The organism is Corynebacterium sp. HMSC069E04, assembly GCF_001813175.1.
In the GTDB taxonomy this organism is placed as follows: domain Bacteria; phylum Actinomycetota; class Actinomycetes; order Mycobacteriales; family Mycobacteriaceae; genus Corynebacterium; species Corynebacterium aurimucosum.
This window is the reverse complement of record NZ_KV811636.1, coordinates 18,264-32,949: the sequence shown is the minus strand read 5'-3', so window position 1 is coordinate 32,949 and position 14,686 is coordinate 18,264. Positions and strand designations below refer to the sequence as shown.

The window sequence follows — 14,686 nt, the reverse complement described above, 5'->3', positions numbered from 1 at the left end:
TCAGTGCGCCACCCTCCCACGGCGCAGTGAGTTCTAGATTAACCCAACTCGGTATCCTCTGCAGCGCGACGGCTGCGGGTCATCTCCGCGCGCGCGGCTAACTGTTCCGCATCGGGATAGTCCACGCCGACGAGGCTCAAACCCGCTGCCGGGGCGAGGGGAATCTGGGAAGACCTGCTGGTCTCTTTGAGCATCTGGTCTGCGAAATCCACGTCACGGGAGCCTTCGCCCACCCGCAGGCAGCAGCCTACGAGACAGCGCACCATGGACCAGCAAAAAGCATCGGCGCTCACGTGCGCCTCATAAAGCTGCGGTTCGGCTGGCGTGGAGACATCCTTCCACTCAAATGCCAACAGCTCGCGGATGGTGGTTGCGTGCGGCTTGGCTTTGCAGAAGGCCACGAAATCGTTGAGGCCCACCAGCCTGTCGGCGGCTGCCTGCATCAGATCCAGGTCCACCGGCTTGAACCAGGTCGCGGTATCGCGCGCGCGGGTCGGCAGTGCCCCGCGCGGATGCGTCGTAATGCGGTAGACATAGTGGCGGCATAGCGCCGAAAAGCGCGCATCAAAATCGGGCGATACTTCGGTGCAGGCGTGTACACGGACGTCGACGGGCAGCAGCTTGGCCAGGCGCCTGACCAGTTTGGCAGGGTCACCATCGATGCTCCGTTGGCTCAGCGCCTCACGGGTGGTGTCGAAGTGAGCCACCTGACCGCTGGCATGAACGCCCGCGTCGGTGCGCCCGGCCACGGTGAGCTCCACGGGGTGGCGCAGCACCATGCTCAGCTTCTCCTCCACGGTCTGCTGCACCGTGCGAAGCCCACCTTTCTGCCGAGCCCAACCATGGAAGTCGGTGCCGTCATAGGCCAAGTCCAGTCGCAGGCGAACGCTTTCACTCATGGGGATTGATGATACCGTGCGCCCGAAGCGCCGTGCAGACTGCGTCGGTGGCCCGTTTTAACAAATAGTGGCCTAAAAACTGCAATTTTTGGACCCTTATTTGTTAAAACGGTACTTCATCCAGAGCACCTGCGCCGGGGCCCGTAAAAGACGACAAAGGCCCGCGTCCCACCACAGTGGTGAGCGCGGGCCCTATAAGACCTAAAGAAGAATTACTTCTCCTCGGTGGTCTCCTCTGCCTCAGCCTCGTCAGCCTTAGCGGACTCAGCCTCGGCCTCTTCAGCCTTAGCTTCCTCGGCCTGCTTGGAGGCAGCAGCGCGGGTAGCGCGGTTTGCCTCGGAGGTCACGGTCTCCTCGAGAACGAGGGAGATCTGGGACATCGGGGCGTTGTCGCCGGAGCGGTTCTCCAGCTTGATGATGCGGGTGTAGCCACCCTCACGGTTCTCGAACTTCGGTGCCAGCTCATCAAAGAGGTAAGCAACGACATCCTTGTGCGGGATGAGCTTGAGAACTGCGCGACGGTCAGCAACGGTGCCGGCCTTCGCCTTGGTGATGATCTTCTCGATGTACGGGCGAAGAACCTTCGCCTTGGCATCGGTGGTCTTGATTGCGCCGTGCTCGATCAGGCTCGCAGCCATGTTGCTCAGCAGGTGCTTCTGCTGGCTGGCGGAGCCGCCGAGACGCGGACCCTTCTTGGGGGTAGGCATGATGTACTCCTCGTGTGCGGATTAATTGAGCGCGCGACGGGGCGCAAAAGTCGCGCCGTCACGATTCAGTGGAATTCTTTACTCGGAATCGTCGGAAGCCGGGTCCTTGAAGTCACCGGTTTCTGCGTCGTAGCCTTCCAGCTGGGTCGGGTCGAAGTCCTCGGGAGTGTCCTTGAGGGCCAGGCCCAGGTTAGCCAGCTTGATCTTTACCTCATTGATCGACTTCTGACCGAAGTTGCGGATATCCAGCAGGTCCGACTCGGTGCACTCAGCGAGCTCACCAACGGTGTGGATCTCCTGACGCTTCAGGCAGTTGTAGGAGCGGACGGAGAAGTTCAGATCCTCGATCGGCATGCTGTAGGCGGCGATGTACTCCGTCTCCTGCGGGGACGGGCCAATCTCGATGCCCTCAGCAGCGGTGTTCAGCTCGCGAGCCAGGCCGAAGAGCTCGACCAGAGTGCCGCCGGCGGAAGCCAGGGCGTCGCGTGCGGAAATCGAGTTCTTGGTCTCGACGTCGATGATCAGCTTGTCAAAGTCAGTGCGCTGCTCAACACGAGTAGCTTCGACCTTGTAAGAGACCTTCAGCACCGGGGAGTAAATCTGGTCAACCGGAATGCGGCCGATTTCTCCCGAGGTAGCAGCAGCCGGGACGTAGCCACGGCCGCGCTCGACGACGAGTTCCATCTCCAGCTTGGCGGACTCATTCAGCGATGCAATGTGCAGATCCGAGTTGTGGATCTCCACGCCAGCCGGCGGCTGGATATCGCCTGCAGTGACCTCACCCGGGCCTTCCTTGCTCAGGTACATCACAACCGGCTCGTCGGAGTCGGAGGACAGAACCAAGCCCTTGACGTTCAGGATGATCTCGGAAACGTCTTCCTTCACACCGTTGATGGTGGTGAACTCGTGGAGCACACCGTCAATCTTGATGGAGGTTACTGCCGCGCCCGGGATGGACGAAAGCAGCGTGCGACGAAGCGAGTTGCCAAGGGTGTAACCGAAGCCCGGCTCGAGCGGCTCGATGACGAACTTAGAGCGGGACGAGTCGATGAATTCCTCGGTGAGCTGAGGACGCTGGGAAATAAGCATGGAGTTTCTCCTTGTCGGCGCCCGCTATATGACGCCGGTAGAAGGGGTAAAGATGAAAGTGTCGAAGGATTACTTCGAGTAAAGCTCGACGATGAGCTGCTCCTGCAGCGGGACGTCGATCTGAGCGCGCTCGGGCAGCTGGTGCACGAGGATGCGCAGGGTGTCCGGAACGACCTGCAGCCACGCCGGAACGTTGGCGTCTACCAGGCGGTCCTGAGCCTCTTCGAACCATTCCATCTTCTGGGAACGCTCACGAACATCGATGATGTCGTACTGCGTAACGCGGAAGGAAGGAACGTTGATCTTCTTGCCGTTCACGGTGAAGTGACCGTGAGAGACAAGCTGGCGAGCCTGGCGGCGGGTGTTGGCCAGACCGGCGCGGTAGATCACGTTGTCGAGACGGGACTCGAGCAGAACGACGAGGTTGTCACCGGTCTTGCCCGGGAGACGGTTAGCCTCGGCGTAGTAGCGGCGGAACTGACGCTCCAGCACACCGTAGGTGTACTTTGCCTTCTGCTTCTCCTGGAGCTGCAGCAGGTACTCAGATTCCTTGATGCGGTTGCGGCCAGCCTGTCCCGGAGGGTACGGGCGACGCTCAAATGCCATGTCGCCGCCGACCAGGTCGACGCGCAGACGGCGGGATACGCGGGTAGCGGGGCCAGTATAACGAGCCATTTTCTTACCTCTTCCTTTCCCTTAAACCTTGCGGCGCTTGGTCGGACGGCAGCCGTTGTGCGGCTGTGGGGTGGCATCCGTGATCGAGGAAACCTCGAGGCCTGCAGCCTGCAGGGAACGGATGGCGGTCTCGCGGCCGGAGCCCGGACCCTTGACGAAAACGTCAACCTTCTTCATACCGTGGTCCATGGCCTTGCGGGCCGCGTTCTCTGCAGCCATCTGCGCAGCGAACGGGGTGGACTTACGGGAACCCTTGAAGCCGACGTGGCCGGAGGATGCCCAGGAGATGACAGCACCGTGCGGGTCCGTGATGGACACGATGGTGTTGTTGAAGGTGGACTTGATGTATGCGTGGCCAGCGGCCACGTTCTTCTTTACGACGCGACGACCACCACGGCGCGCGCCGGAACGAGTCTTGGGTGGCATATTTTACTTCTTCTTTCCTGCGATCGTCTTCTTCGGGCCCTTGCGCGTACGAGCGTTGGTCTTGGTGCGCTGACCACGAACGGGCAGGCCACGACGGTGGCGGATGCCCTGGTAGCAACCGATTTCAATCTTGCGACGGATGTCAGCCTGAACCTGGCGGCGGAGGTCACCCTCTACCTTCCAGGTAGCTTCAATGACGTCACGCAGCGCCGACAGCTGATCGTCGTCGAGGTTGTCGGTGCGCAGGTCGGGAGAAATGCCGGTCTTTTCCAGCAGTTCCTTGGCACGGGAAGGCCCGATGCCGTAGATGTAGGTGAGAGCAACCTCCATACGCTTGTTGCGCGGGAGGTCAACACCAGCTAGACGTGCCATATGGCTAGTCCTTTCGGGTTGTTACGATGGTTTTCTCCTCATCCGTCCCCCGCCACGCATACGCTTCGCCCCGGACCGTGCCGGGGTACTGTGGGCATGCTTAGCAGCGTGGGCTCAGGCCATCGCAGCCTGAGGTGAAAAAGGACGCAGCTAGTGCGTCCCGTGGGTGAGGAGGCTTACAGTCTTTACTTGTAGCGGTAGACGATGCGTCCGCGGGTCAGGTCATAAGGAGACAGCTCCACAACAACGCGGTCCTCCGGGAGGATGCGGATGTAGTGCTGACGCATCTTGCCCGAGATATGGGCGAGTACCTTGTGTCCGTTGTCGAGTTCGACGCGGAACATTGCGTTGGGCAGGGGTTCGACGATGCGACCCTCAACCTCGATTGCGCCTTCCTTAGCCATAACCTCTACTTTTCTGGTGAAGTGCGTGCCACGCTTGGCGACGCCCCCACCTGCATGTTTGATGTCTACTGCCTGGTGCCTCCAGCAACCACTTTGGCCGCATACAGACACCAGCACTAAAGCATACGCTGCGAGAACGGGTTTTCCAAATACAGAAACCTCCCGTCACCACATGGTGCGGGAGGCTGATGCCATGTAGCGGTGACTCGCTCACCGCAACGTCTTAGTAGATGAAGACCTTCGAGCCCATCGGCACATCATTCCAGTAGCGCACCGCATCCTGATGGGTCAGGCGCACGCAGCCATTGGACTGGTATGCCGGGGAACCCTCATGGAAGGCGTGGCCATTGTTGGTGAAGTACATGGCGTAGGGCATCGGGGCGTTGCCGAACTCCCAGGAGATCTCGTCCTTGATCTTGCGGTTGATGTAGAAGGTACCAGCCGGGGTTTCCTCACCCGGCTTGCCGACAGACATGCCCTGAGCGACGTAGGTGACGTTGCCGTTGCCATCCTGCAGCCAGGTACGGCTCCCACCACGATCCACGCAGATGCGTGCATCTGCCGGGCAAGGACCAACGTCGAAGCGCTGTGCCTGACGCTCAGCCTCAGCCTTGCGGGCAGCTTCCTCAGCGGCAGCCTTCTCGCGGGCAATCTGCTCAGCGTGGGCGCGCTCTTCAGCTTCGCGAGCGGCGCGGATCTCAGCATTCTTCTGGTCAATCAGACCCGGGAAGATCAGCTCGATGGCACCATCGATAACTGGGCGGAGGGCGTCAGCCGCCTGCGGGTTAACGCTCTGGAGCGTCTCCAGCATCTGGTTGCGGCTATTCCACGCGTTCTCGCGGGTCTGGCCAGCGAACTCATCAAGCTGGGACTGAACGTCGGAAGACAGGGTGTCGATCGAAGGAACCGTCTGTGCGTTAGCGGCCGGAGCCACCGAGAGAGTGGCGGCTACCAGGCCAATTGCGGTGGCGCGACGTAGGGAACGGGCGCCAACTAGGGAGCGAATCTTAGACATGGCAAAAAGTATAAACCTTCCTTAGGCAAAATGCCTACCCAGGACACAAGTTTTAATATCGCTGAGTCAGGATGCGCGGACCATTCTCCGTGGCCGCCACCGTGTGCTCCCAGTGGGCAGATAGTGAACCGTCGAGCGTCACGACAGTCCAATCATCGTCGAGAACTTCATTGTCCTCGGTACCCAGGGTCAGCATCGGCTCAATGGCGAGGACGGAGCCCTCCTGAATAATCGGGCCACGTCCCGCCTTACCTTCATTAGCCAGGTAAGGCTCTTCGTGCATTTCACGGCCAATGCCGTGGCCACCGTAGCCATCGACGATGAATAGCTCCACGCCGAACTTATCCTCGGCGCGATAGGTAGCCTGCTCGAGGGCTGCGGAGACGTCGGTAAGCCGATTGCCGGGAACCATGGCCTTGAGGCCTTCGTGTAGGACCCATTCGGTGGCGTCGCTCAGCGCCTGTGCCTCAGGGCTGAGCTTGCCGACGCCAAACGTCCACGCACTATCCCCCACCCAGCCGTCTAGCGTGGCACCGCAGTCGATGGAGACGAGGTCTCCCTCGGCCAGGAGAAGGTCTTTGTGAGGAATACCATGGACAATCACGTCATTGACGGAGGCGCAAATAGACCCCGGAAAGCCGCCATAGCCCTTGAAGGTGGGCACGGCGCCGGCATCCCGAATGGTGTGCTCGGCTACTTCATCGAGTTCGAGCGTACTCACCCCCACTGCCGCAGCGGCCCGCACGGCTTGCAGAGCGCGGCCGACAACTTCTCCGGCCGCCTGCATGGCGTCGAGCTCGCCCGGCGTGCGGGCGGGAATGGTCTTGGTGCGTCGTCGAAAAGCCATGGCGAGGTTGGCAGATTACTTGCCCATAGCCTGAAGGGTGCGCTCGTTGATCTCCTCAACGCTTCCTTCAGCCTTAATGGAGATGATGGCATCGCCGTAGTGCTCAATGAGCGGGAAGGTCTCCTCGCGGTAGACACCTAGGCGGGTGCGAATGGTTTCCTCTGTGTCGTCCGCGCGGCCGCGAGCAAGCATGCGCCCGACAACGACATCCTCGGATACCTCAAAGTTCAGGACGCCATCGAGCTTCAGGCCCTTGTCGGCGAGTAGCTTCTCCAGGATGTCGGCCTGCTCCACGGTGCGCGGGAAGCCGTCGAGAAGGAAGCCGTCCTTGGCGTCATCCTGGTTGAGGCGGTCCTCCACCATGCGAGCCGTGACGTCGGTCGGCACCAGCTTGCCGGCATCAATGTAGGACTTGGCCTCTACGCCGAGCGGGGTGCCCTCACCAATGTTGGCGCGGAAGAGGTCACCGGTGGAGATGTGCGGAACGCCGAGCTTCTCGCTGAGGAGAGCGGCTTGGGTGCCCTTGCCGGCACCGGGAGGGCCAAGGAGTACGTAACGCATTACTTAAGCAGTCCTTCGTAGTTGGATTGTAGGAGCTGGGACTCGATTTGCTTGACCGTGGTCAGGGCCACCGAGACCATAATGAGGATGGCGGTACCACCGAAAGCGGAGGTACCAGCGGCACCAGCGCTGCCGATTCCAAGATCCAGGAGGATATTCGGCAAGACGGCGATAACCGCGAGGTAGATCGAGCCGACGAACAACAGACGGTTCATGACAAAGCCTAGGTACTCGGCGGTCGGTCGGCCCGGGCGAATGCCCGGGATAAATCCACCATACTTCTTCATGTTCTCAGCCTGCTCGGCCGGGTCATATTGAACCGAAACGTAGAAGTAGGAGAAGAAGATGGTGAGCACGAAGTACAGGACGATGTACTGCCAGGAGCTCGGCGACTGCAAGTGCGCGATGACATTGCGCTGCCACCAGTTATCAGACACGCCCGCGGAACCGGAGTTAACGATCTGGGTGATGAGCACCGGCATGTAGATCAGCGAGGAAGCGAAAATGACCGGGATAACGCCGGCCTGGTTGACCTTAAGCGGCAGGTAGGTGGAGGAACCACCGTACTGGCGGCGGCCCACCATGCGCTTGGCGTATTGCACCGGAATCCGGCGCTGGCCCTGCTCGATGAAGGTAATGCCCACGACGAGGAAGATGAGCCCGGCAAGAACCATGGCGAAGACCAGGCCGCCATTGTTCTGGAGGATGTTAACGCCGTCGGTAGGAAGGCGGGTAGCAATACCGGCGAAAATCATCAGCGACATACCGTTGCCGATGCCCTTCTCAGTAATCAGCTCACCCATCCACATCACAAGGATGGCGCCGGAGGTCATGGTGATAACGAGCACGATGAGGGTGAAGAAGTTGCGGTCCTCCGCCAGGACGCGCACACCTTGTCCTAGAAGCTGCTCGCGGTCCGCCAGAGCCACGATGCCCGAAGACTGCAGCAGCGCCAACGCCAGGGTGAGGTAGCGCGTGTACTGCGTCATTTTGGCCTGACCGGACTGTCCCTCCTTCTTCAACTGCTCGAAGTGGGGAATGACCACGGTCAGCAGCTGCACGATAATCGACGCCGTAATGTACGGCATGATGCCGATGGCGAAGATGGACAGCTGCAGGAGCGCACCACCGGAGAACAGGTTGATCACCGAATAGAGGTTGCCTGCTTCCTCCGTGAGGTCACGAAGCCGGCCGGCGATGGTGGCGTAATCAACGCCCGGCGACGGGATCTGTGCGCCAACGCGGTAGAGGATAATCAACACGAGCGTGAAGATGATCTTCTTACGCAGGTCGGCATCTTTGAAAGCCTGCAGAATGGCGGACACTACTAAATCCTCCTGGCCTACCGCGCTTGCTATGCGGTTCGAATTCGCCGCGCACGGGGGTGGATCTCATCTGTTCCCAAACTTTAAGAGTCTTTTTAAGGTCTCTCATAGGAACGGTTGAACACTTTTGACCCCATCACCCTACCAGCCTCGGCCTCATTCGCCACATTGAGCCCGCCCATGCCACGCCGCTGGGCTCCCTATAGTTTTCCCCCTTAGCGCCTTCTACAGATCGGGCCTGCCATGGACCCCGTTGCTTTAAGGCAATGTCCTTACAAGATTTTTACGTCTTTTCGACCTTTCCGGCGACGCCTGGAGTGTCTCGGAGTATGGCCGTTCTTGATCTGCCAGACACTGAACCGAAAGAAGTATGTAATTTTATGAGTAAGCGATTCACCCCAATGTCCGTGGCTGAGATCATCGATACCTTCGTTCCCAGCCCCAACCCCTTCCGCTGGGAGGCATTCGACGGTTCCTCTACCGGCCCGGCCGATGCGCAGTTCACCGTCAGGATTAACAACCTCCAGGGCTTGGCCTATATCGCTACTCACCCAGGGGACGTCGGGTTCGCCCGCGCCTATGTCACCGACGGCATCACGGTCGAAGGCGAACACCCGGCGCATCCCTATGGCATCTTCGACGCCTTGCATGCGATGTATGACAAGTTCTCCCGCCCGGACGCCAAGGCACTGGCCCGGGTAGCCCGCTCCTTAGCCTCGCTGGGTGCCTTCCAAATCCAGCCGGTCCCAGAGGTTGAGCGCGCTTCCTGGCTGCGCCGCAAGCTGCACGAAGGCCTGTCCAAGCATTCCAAGGAGCGCGATGCAGACGTCATCTCCGATCACTACGACGTGGGCAATGACTTCTACGAACTCTTCCTCGGCGATTCGATGACATATACCTGCGCCTACTACCCCTCCCCCGACGCCATGCTGGATGAGGCTCAGGAAAACAAGTACCGGCTCATCTTCGACAAGCTGCGCCTCAAGGAGGGCGACCGCCACCTGGACGTCGGCTGTGGCTGGGGCGGGATGGTGCGCTACGCCGCTAAGCGCGGTGTGAAGTCAGTCGGTGTGACCTTGTCCAAGGAACAGGCTGAATGGGGCCAAGCCAAGATTAAGGAGGAGGGCCTCGAGGACCTGGCGGAAATCCGCTTCCTGGATTACCGCGACGTCACCGAGGAAGGCTTCGATGCCATCTCCGCCATCGGGCTACTCGAGCATATCGGTGTCAAGAACTATCCCAGCTTCTTCAGCTTCCTTCACGGCAAGCTCAAGCCAGGTGGTGTGATGCTCAACCACTGCATCACCTACCCGGATAACCATAAAACGCCGAAGGGTGGGTTCATCGACCGCTATATCTTCCCCGACGGCGAGCTCTCCGGCTCCGGCACCATCACCAAGTGCATGCAGGATGCCGGATTCGAAGTTGTCCACACGGAATCCCTCCGCTTCGACTACATGCGCACGCTGCATGATTGGTGCGAGAACCTCAAGGAGAGTTGGGAAGAAGCCTGCTCGCTGGTGGGTCTGCCCACCGCGCGCCTGTGGGCCATCTATATGGCCGGCTCCGAGTGGGGCTTTGAGCACAACATCATCAACCTGTACCACTTCGTGGGCGTCAAACTGGGCGAAGCCGGCTCCCGCGCCGGCGTGCCAGAGCGCCGCTGGTGGGAAGATTCGCGCTTCTAAAGACTTAAGGGAGTTTTATGTTGACCGATCTCATCCGTAATCACCGCAGCGTTGACCCAGTAGAGATTCCGCCGGTGGGCTGGAAGGCGCACCGGGAGGGCGTCGATAAGCTCCTGCGTAGCTTCCACGCGGTGCCGAAGGATAAGCGTGTGCGTTTGGCCAAGAAAACCTCGAACCTGTTCCGCGGGCGCAGCGGTGAGCAAGCCGGGCTGGACGTCTCCGGTCTGGATGGGGTGATTGAGGTTGATCCCATTGCACAGACCGCCGAGGTTCAGGGCATGTGCACCTACGAGGACCTCGTCGACGCCACCCTGCCGCATGGGCTTATGCCCTTTGTGGTGCCGCAGCTCAAGACCATTACCCTGGGCGGCGCCGTGACGGGCATGGGCGTGGAGTCCACGAGCTTCCGCGATGGACTGCCGCATGAATCCGTCCTGGAGATGGACATACTGACCGGCACGGGGGATATTGTCACGTGCTCGCGCGAGGAGAACGTCGATCTCTTCCGCCTCTTCCCCAACTCCTATGGCTCCTTGGGCTATGCGGTGCGCCTGAAGATTGAGCTGCGCGCGGTCAAACCTTATGTGGAGCTGCGGGAGGTACGCTTTCACGACTTCGAGTCTTTGGCACACACGCTTGACGACGTCTCCCGCACCCACACCTATGACGATGTCGAAGTGCACGGCCTGGATGGCGTGGTCTTCTCGCCGGAGGAGTCATACCTCGTCATGGCCCGTTTTACGGATGAGGAGGGGCCGACCTCCGACTACACGCGCGACAAGATCTTCTACCGCAGCCTTCAGCACGCCCGCGGCATCCGCCGCGACCGCCTCACGGTGCGCGACTATATCTGGCGCTGGGACACGGACTGGTTCTGGTGCTCGCGCGCTTTCGGGGCGCAGAATCCGCGCGTGCGCAAGGTGTGGCCGCGGCAGCTGCGCCGCAGTTCCTTCTACTGGAAGCTCGTGCGCCTAGACCGCAAATACGAGCTGGAGTACAACTTCATCAAGAAGCCGAAGGGCCTGCCCCGCGCCGAGCGCGTGGTGCAGGACATCGAGGTCACACCGGACAATTTGCCGGAGTTCTTGGATTGGTTTTTCCAAGCCTCCGACATCCAACCAGTGTGGCTGTGCCCGATTCGGCTGCGCGAGGGCGTCGAAGACCTCGTTGACGCGGGCACGCTGGCCGCTGATTCCCCAGCTCCGTGGCCGCTGTACCCCCTGCGCCCGGGCCAGACCTGGATCAACGTGGGCTTTTGGTCAGGCGTGGAGGGCAATCACGTCGACCCCTCTGCCCCAGGCAATGGCGCCTTCAATCGCGTCATCGAAGCTAAAGTCAGCGAACTCGGCGGGCATAAATCGTTGTATTCGGAGGCATTCTACTCCCCCGAAGAATTTGCCAAGCTCTACGGCGGAAACCTCCCGGAGCGAATCAAGGCCGTCACCGATCCGGATGGCCGCTTCCCCAGCCTCTACGAGAAGACGGTCAACGAGGCCTAACGGCGCCGCATAAATTTCATGCCATAAGGTTTCTCCCAAAAGGCATTAATACCTTTTGAGAGATACCTTTTGCGGGCCTCTCCACGTAAACCCCCAGGTCAATACATAACGCACAAGCCATAAGGTACCCCTCAAAAGGTACTCATGCCTTCTGCACCCAGGGGCTACCCCGAAAACACCAGAAGCCCTCCCGAAGGCCACCGAAAGGTGGCGCCGCGGGAGGGCTATGGCTCTCACAGAGCCTGTAAGAGAATTACTTGGTTGCGGTGGCGGTGCCGCCAGCAGCCTCGATCTTCTCAACAGCAGACTTGGAGAACTTGTCAGCGGTGACGTTCAACTTAACGTTGATCTCACCGTTGCCCAGAACCTTGACCGGCTGGTTCTTGCGAACCAGGCCAGCAGCAACGATGTCCGCAACGGTGACGTCGCCACCGTTAGCGAAAGCCTCTGCGAGGTCAGCAACGTTGACTACCTGGTACTCAACGTGGTTCGGGTTCTTGAAGCCCTTAAGCTTCGGCAGACGCATGTGGATCGGCATCTGGCCACCCTCGAAAGCAGCTGGTACCTGCTTACGAGCTCCGGTGCCCTTGGTACCGCGACCAGCGGTCTTACCCTTGGATGCCTCACCGCGGCCGACGCGGGTCTTGGGCTTGTTGGATCCTGCGGCCGGGCGCAGGTCGTGGAGCTTGATGATATCAGCCATGGTTTACTCCCCTGCCACTTCTTCGACGGTGACCAGGTGACGCACCTTGTGAACCATACCGCGGATGATCGGGGTGTCCTGCTTCACAACAGAGTGTCCGATGCGCTTGAGACCAAGCGACTCCATGTTTGCGCGGTGGTTCGGCTTGGTGCCCACAAGGCCCTTTACCTGAGTAATCTTCAGAGCCATTGCTTATGCCTCCTGACCTGCGCGCTTGCGCAGCATCTGGGCCGGTGCGACCTCCTCGAGGGACTTGCCACGACGTGCGGCAACTTCCTCAGGGCGAACCAGCTGCTTGAGGCCGTCCACGGTAGCGCGGACGACGTTGAGAGCGTTGTCGGAGCCCAGGGACTTCGACAGGATGTCCTGCACGCCAGCGCACTCAAGCACCGGACGAGCAGCACCGCCGGCGATGACACCGGTACCCGGAGCGGCCGGCTTCATCATCACGATGCCAGCTGCGTCGCGACCCTCTACCGGGTGGGTAATGGTGCCAGCAATCATCGGGACGCGGAAGAAGTTCTTGCGAGCCTCTTCTGCACCCTTCTGGATTGCGGCCGGGACTTCCTTGGCCTTGCCGTAGCCGACGCCCACCATGCCCTGGCCGTCGCCGACGACGACGAGAGCGGTGAAGGACATGTTGCGGCCACCCTTAACGGTCTTAGCGACGCGGTTGATGGTCACAACGCGCTCGATGTACTTATCGCGCTCGTTGTCCTGGTGGTTGCGGCGGTCGTTACGACGGCCGTTGTTGCGACCCTTGCGGTCGTTGTTGTTCTCGGCGGAGCGTCCGCCGTCACGCTGTTCACGGTCCGACATTAGGCGTTCCTTCCGTTGATGTTTCCGTATGCCTTAATCATTAGAACTGCAGACCACCTTCGCGAGCGGCTTCGGCCAGCGCAGCAACGCGGCCGTGGTACTTGTAGCCTGCACGGTCGAAGACGACCTGCTCGATGCCAGCGGCCTTGGCGCGCTCAGCGATGAGCTGGCCGACCTTGGCTGCCTTGGCCTTCTTATCGCCCTCGAGTGCACGCACGTCGGCTTCCATGGAGGAAGCGGCAGCCAGGGTGTGGCCAGCCAGGTCGTCGATGACCTGAACGTGCATGTGGCGGGAGGAGCGGTGAACGACCAGACGCGGCGCCTCAGGGGTGCCGCGGAGGGTCTTACGGATGCGGAAGTGGCGGCGCGCGCGTGCTTCACGACGACGCGAGGAAATGTCCTTGCCAACCGGGGTGCGCTTTGCGTTTTCAGTGTTAGCCATTGCTTACTTACCCGTCTTTCCGACCTTGCGGCGGACCTGCTCGCCGTCGTAGCGAATACCCTTGCCCTTGTAAGGATCGTCCTTACGCAGGCGGCGGATGTACGCGGCGACCTGTCCAACCAGTTGCTTGTCAATACCAGATACGGAGAGCTTGGTTGCGCCATCCACAGCGAAGGTGATGCCCTCCGGAGCCTCGATGAGGATCGGGTGGGAGTAACCCAGAGAGAACTCCAGGTCCTTACCCTTCTGCTGGACACGGTAACCAACACCGAAGATTTCCATCTTCTTGGTGTAGCCCTCGGTCACGCCAACAACGGCGTTGTTGACCAGGGAGCGGGCCAGACCGTGCAGGGCGCGGTTCTTGCGGTCGTCATCCGGACGGGAGACCTTGATCTCGTCATCCTCGACGGCTGCGGTGATCGGCTCCGGCAGCTCAACCTCGAGGGTGCCCTTGGCACCCTTAACGTTGACAACCTGGCCATTGATGGTGATGTCGACGCCCTTCGGGACGGCGATAGGTGCTAGACCGATACGAGACATGTGTCAATCCTCCCTTACCAGACGTAGGCGAGAACTTCTCCGCCTACACCCTTCTCCTGAGCCTGACGGTCGGTAAGCAGACCCTGAGACGTGGAAATGATAGCCACGCCCAGGCCGCCCAGAACCTGCGGCAGTTCGGTGGACTTTGCGTACACACGCAGACCCGGCTTAGACACGCGACGCAGACCCGAGAGGGAACGCTCACGGTTGTTGTACTTAAGCTCGAGGGACAGCTCGTGGCCCTCGACGGAGTAGTCAGCGATGTAGCCTTCCTGCTTCAAGATCTCAGCGATGTTCGCCTTGAGCTTGGAGGTCGGCATCGACACGACGTCGTGGTGCGCATTAGATGCGTTGCGCACGCGCGACAGCATGTCGGCAATAGGATCAGTCATAGTCATATGAGTGACCTTTAACCTTTCTCGTTGCGGTTCCCACAAAAGCTCACCAAAGCGTTTTCCGTGTGATTTCGGGCTACTCACGCTCCCCGCGGTCAATACCACGAGGCGCTCGCCACCCTTTGATACAGACAACGGTCCGCTATCTACGGCGAGGGGCCTACAACAAAGTAGATGTGTTCAATTCTTCCGGCTTGGCACGTTTCCGCACCTCCTGCACTGTTTTCGCGGCACAGGAGTGGAAAAATGCAAGTCCGTCGGATTACTCTACCCGCTGACA

At 60.2% G+C, this 14,686-nt stretch carries 19 protein-coding genes; 2 read left to right on the top strand and 17 right to left on the bottom strand.

Going from position 1 to position 14,686, the window contains the following annotated elements:
* Positions 1-38: 38 nt before the first annotated feature.
* From truA to secY, 11 genes are all read right to left on the bottom strand, one after another.
* Entirely contained in the window at positions 39-899 is an 861-nt protein-coding gene (gene truA, locus HMPREF2896_RS02725; RefSeq protein WP_070446552.1) for a tRNA pseudouridine(38-40) synthase TruA, read from the bottom strand.
* A gap of 212 nt (positions 900-1,111) precedes the next feature.
* On the bottom strand, positions 1,112-1,606 hold the full coding sequence (rplQ, locus tag HMPREF2896_RS02720) for a 50S ribosomal protein L17 (RefSeq protein ID WP_070644439.1): 495 nt from the start codon (positions 1,604-1,606) through the stop codon (positions 1,112-1,114).
* A gap of 78 nt (positions 1,607-1,684) precedes the next feature.
* The gene (locus HMPREF2896_RS02715; protein ID WP_010189530.1) at positions 1,685-2,695 is read right to left on the bottom strand and encodes a DNA-directed RNA polymerase subunit alpha; all 1,011 of its coding nucleotides are present in this window, start codon (positions 2,693-2,695) and stop codon (positions 1,685-1,687) included.
* 69 nt (positions 2,696-2,764) lie between these two features.
* A complete protein-coding gene (gene rpsD, locus HMPREF2896_RS02710) occupies positions 2,765-3,370 on the bottom strand; it encodes a 30S ribosomal protein S4 (RefSeq protein WP_010189536.1) in 606 nt (201 codons plus the stop codon).
* Between the two features lie 21 nt (positions 3,371-3,391).
* A complete protein-coding gene (gene rpsK / locus HMPREF2896_RS02705) occupies positions 3,392-3,796 on the bottom strand; it encodes a 30S ribosomal protein S11 (RefSeq protein WP_010189540.1) in 405 nt (134 codons plus the stop codon).
* Between the two features lie 3 nt (positions 3,797-3,799).
* Positions 3,800-4,168: a 30S ribosomal protein S13 gene (rpsM, locus tag HMPREF2896_RS02700; RefSeq protein WP_039673764.1), complete on the bottom strand. Its 369-nt coding sequence runs from the start codon at positions 4,166-4,168 to the stop codon at positions 3,800-3,802.
* 185 nt (positions 4,169-4,353) lie between these two features.
* Positions 4,354-4,572 (bottom strand): translation initiation factor IF-1, encoded by a 219-nt coding sequence (gene infA / locus HMPREF2896_RS02695; RefSeq protein WP_003854422.1) that lies wholly within the window; start codon positions 4,570-4,572, stop codon positions 4,354-4,356.
* A gap of 223 nt (positions 4,573-4,795) precedes the next feature.
* The gene (locus tag HMPREF2896_RS02690; protein WP_070710830.1) at positions 4,796-5,587 is read right to left on the bottom strand and encodes a L,D-transpeptidase; all 792 of its coding nucleotides are present in this window, start codon (positions 5,585-5,587) and stop codon (positions 4,796-4,798) included.
* Positions 5,588-5,639: 52 nt separating this feature from the next.
* Entirely contained in the window at positions 5,640-6,434 is a 795-nt protein-coding gene (map, locus tag HMPREF2896_RS02685; protein WP_070446558.1) for a type I methionyl aminopeptidase, read from the bottom strand.
* Between the two features lie 15 nt (positions 6,435-6,449).
* A complete protein-coding gene (locus HMPREF2896_RS02680; RefSeq protein ID WP_070717491.1) occupies positions 6,450-6,995 on the bottom strand; it encodes an adenylate kinase in 546 nt (181 codons plus the stop codon).
* Positions 6,995-8,320: a preprotein translocase subunit SecY gene (gene secY, locus HMPREF2896_RS02675; protein ID WP_070446562.1), complete on the bottom strand. Its 1,326-nt coding sequence runs from the start codon at positions 8,318-8,320 to the stop codon at positions 6,995-6,997. The genes HMPREF2896_RS02680 and secY overlap by 1 nt, the downstream gene beginning before the upstream one ends.
* Positions 8,321-8,700: 380 nt before the next feature.
* Between secY and HMPREF2896_RS02670 the strand changes: the two genes are divergently transcribed.
* Both HMPREF2896_RS02670 and HMPREF2896_RS02665 read left to right on the top strand, forming a co-directional pair.
* On the top strand, positions 8,701-10,008 hold the full coding sequence (locus tag HMPREF2896_RS02670; protein WP_070717490.1) for a class I SAM-dependent methyltransferase: 1,308 nt from the start codon (positions 8,701-8,703) through the stop codon (positions 10,006-10,008).
* Positions 10,009-10,025: 17 nt separating this feature from the next.
* Positions 10,026-11,507, top strand: a complete 1,482-nt coding sequence (locus HMPREF2896_RS02665) for an FAD-binding oxidoreductase (RefSeq protein ID WP_070717487.1) — start codon at positions 10,026-10,028, stop codon at positions 11,505-11,507.
* A gap of 253 nt (positions 11,508-11,760) precedes the next feature.
* Here the strand turns inward: HMPREF2896_RS02665 and rplO are convergent, their stop codons facing one another.
* From rplO to rpsH, 6 genes are read right to left on the bottom strand one after another with little or no spacing between them, the layout of a single operon-like run.
* Entirely contained in the window at positions 11,761-12,210 is a 450-nt protein-coding gene (rplO, locus tag HMPREF2896_RS02660) for a 50S ribosomal protein L15 (protein ID WP_010189563.1), read from the bottom strand.
* 3 nt (positions 12,211-12,213) lie between these two features.
* Positions 12,214-12,399 carry a 50S ribosomal protein L30 gene (gene rpmD, locus HMPREF2896_RS02655; protein ID WP_010189565.1) on the bottom strand — a complete coding sequence of 62 codons (186 nt, stop codon included), beginning with the start codon at positions 12,397-12,399 and terminating at the stop codon, positions 12,214-12,216.
* Positions 12,400-12,402: 3 nt separating this feature from the next.
* Complete coding sequence (gene rpsE / locus HMPREF2896_RS02650) at positions 12,403-13,029, bottom strand: 30S ribosomal protein S5 (protein ID WP_010189568.1); 627 nt, start codon at positions 13,027-13,029, stop codon at positions 12,403-12,405.
* A 40-nt stretch (positions 13,030-13,069) separates the two neighbouring features.
* Complete coding sequence (rplR, locus tag HMPREF2896_RS02645) at positions 13,070-13,471, bottom strand: 50S ribosomal protein L18 (protein ID WP_070717484.1); 402 nt, start codon at positions 13,469-13,471, stop codon at positions 13,070-13,072.
* A 3-nt stretch (positions 13,472-13,474) separates the two neighbouring features.
* The gene (gene rplF / locus HMPREF2896_RS02640) at positions 13,475-14,011 is read right to left on the bottom strand and encodes a 50S ribosomal protein L6 (RefSeq protein ID WP_010189572.1); all 537 of its coding nucleotides are present in this window, start codon (positions 14,009-14,011) and stop codon (positions 13,475-13,477) included.
* A gap of 14 nt (positions 14,012-14,025) precedes the next feature.
* A complete protein-coding gene (rpsH, locus tag HMPREF2896_RS02635; protein WP_010189573.1) occupies positions 14,026-14,409 on the bottom strand; it encodes a 30S ribosomal protein S8 in 384 nt (127 codons plus the stop codon).
* Between the last annotated feature and the right edge of the window lie 277 nt (positions 14,410-14,686).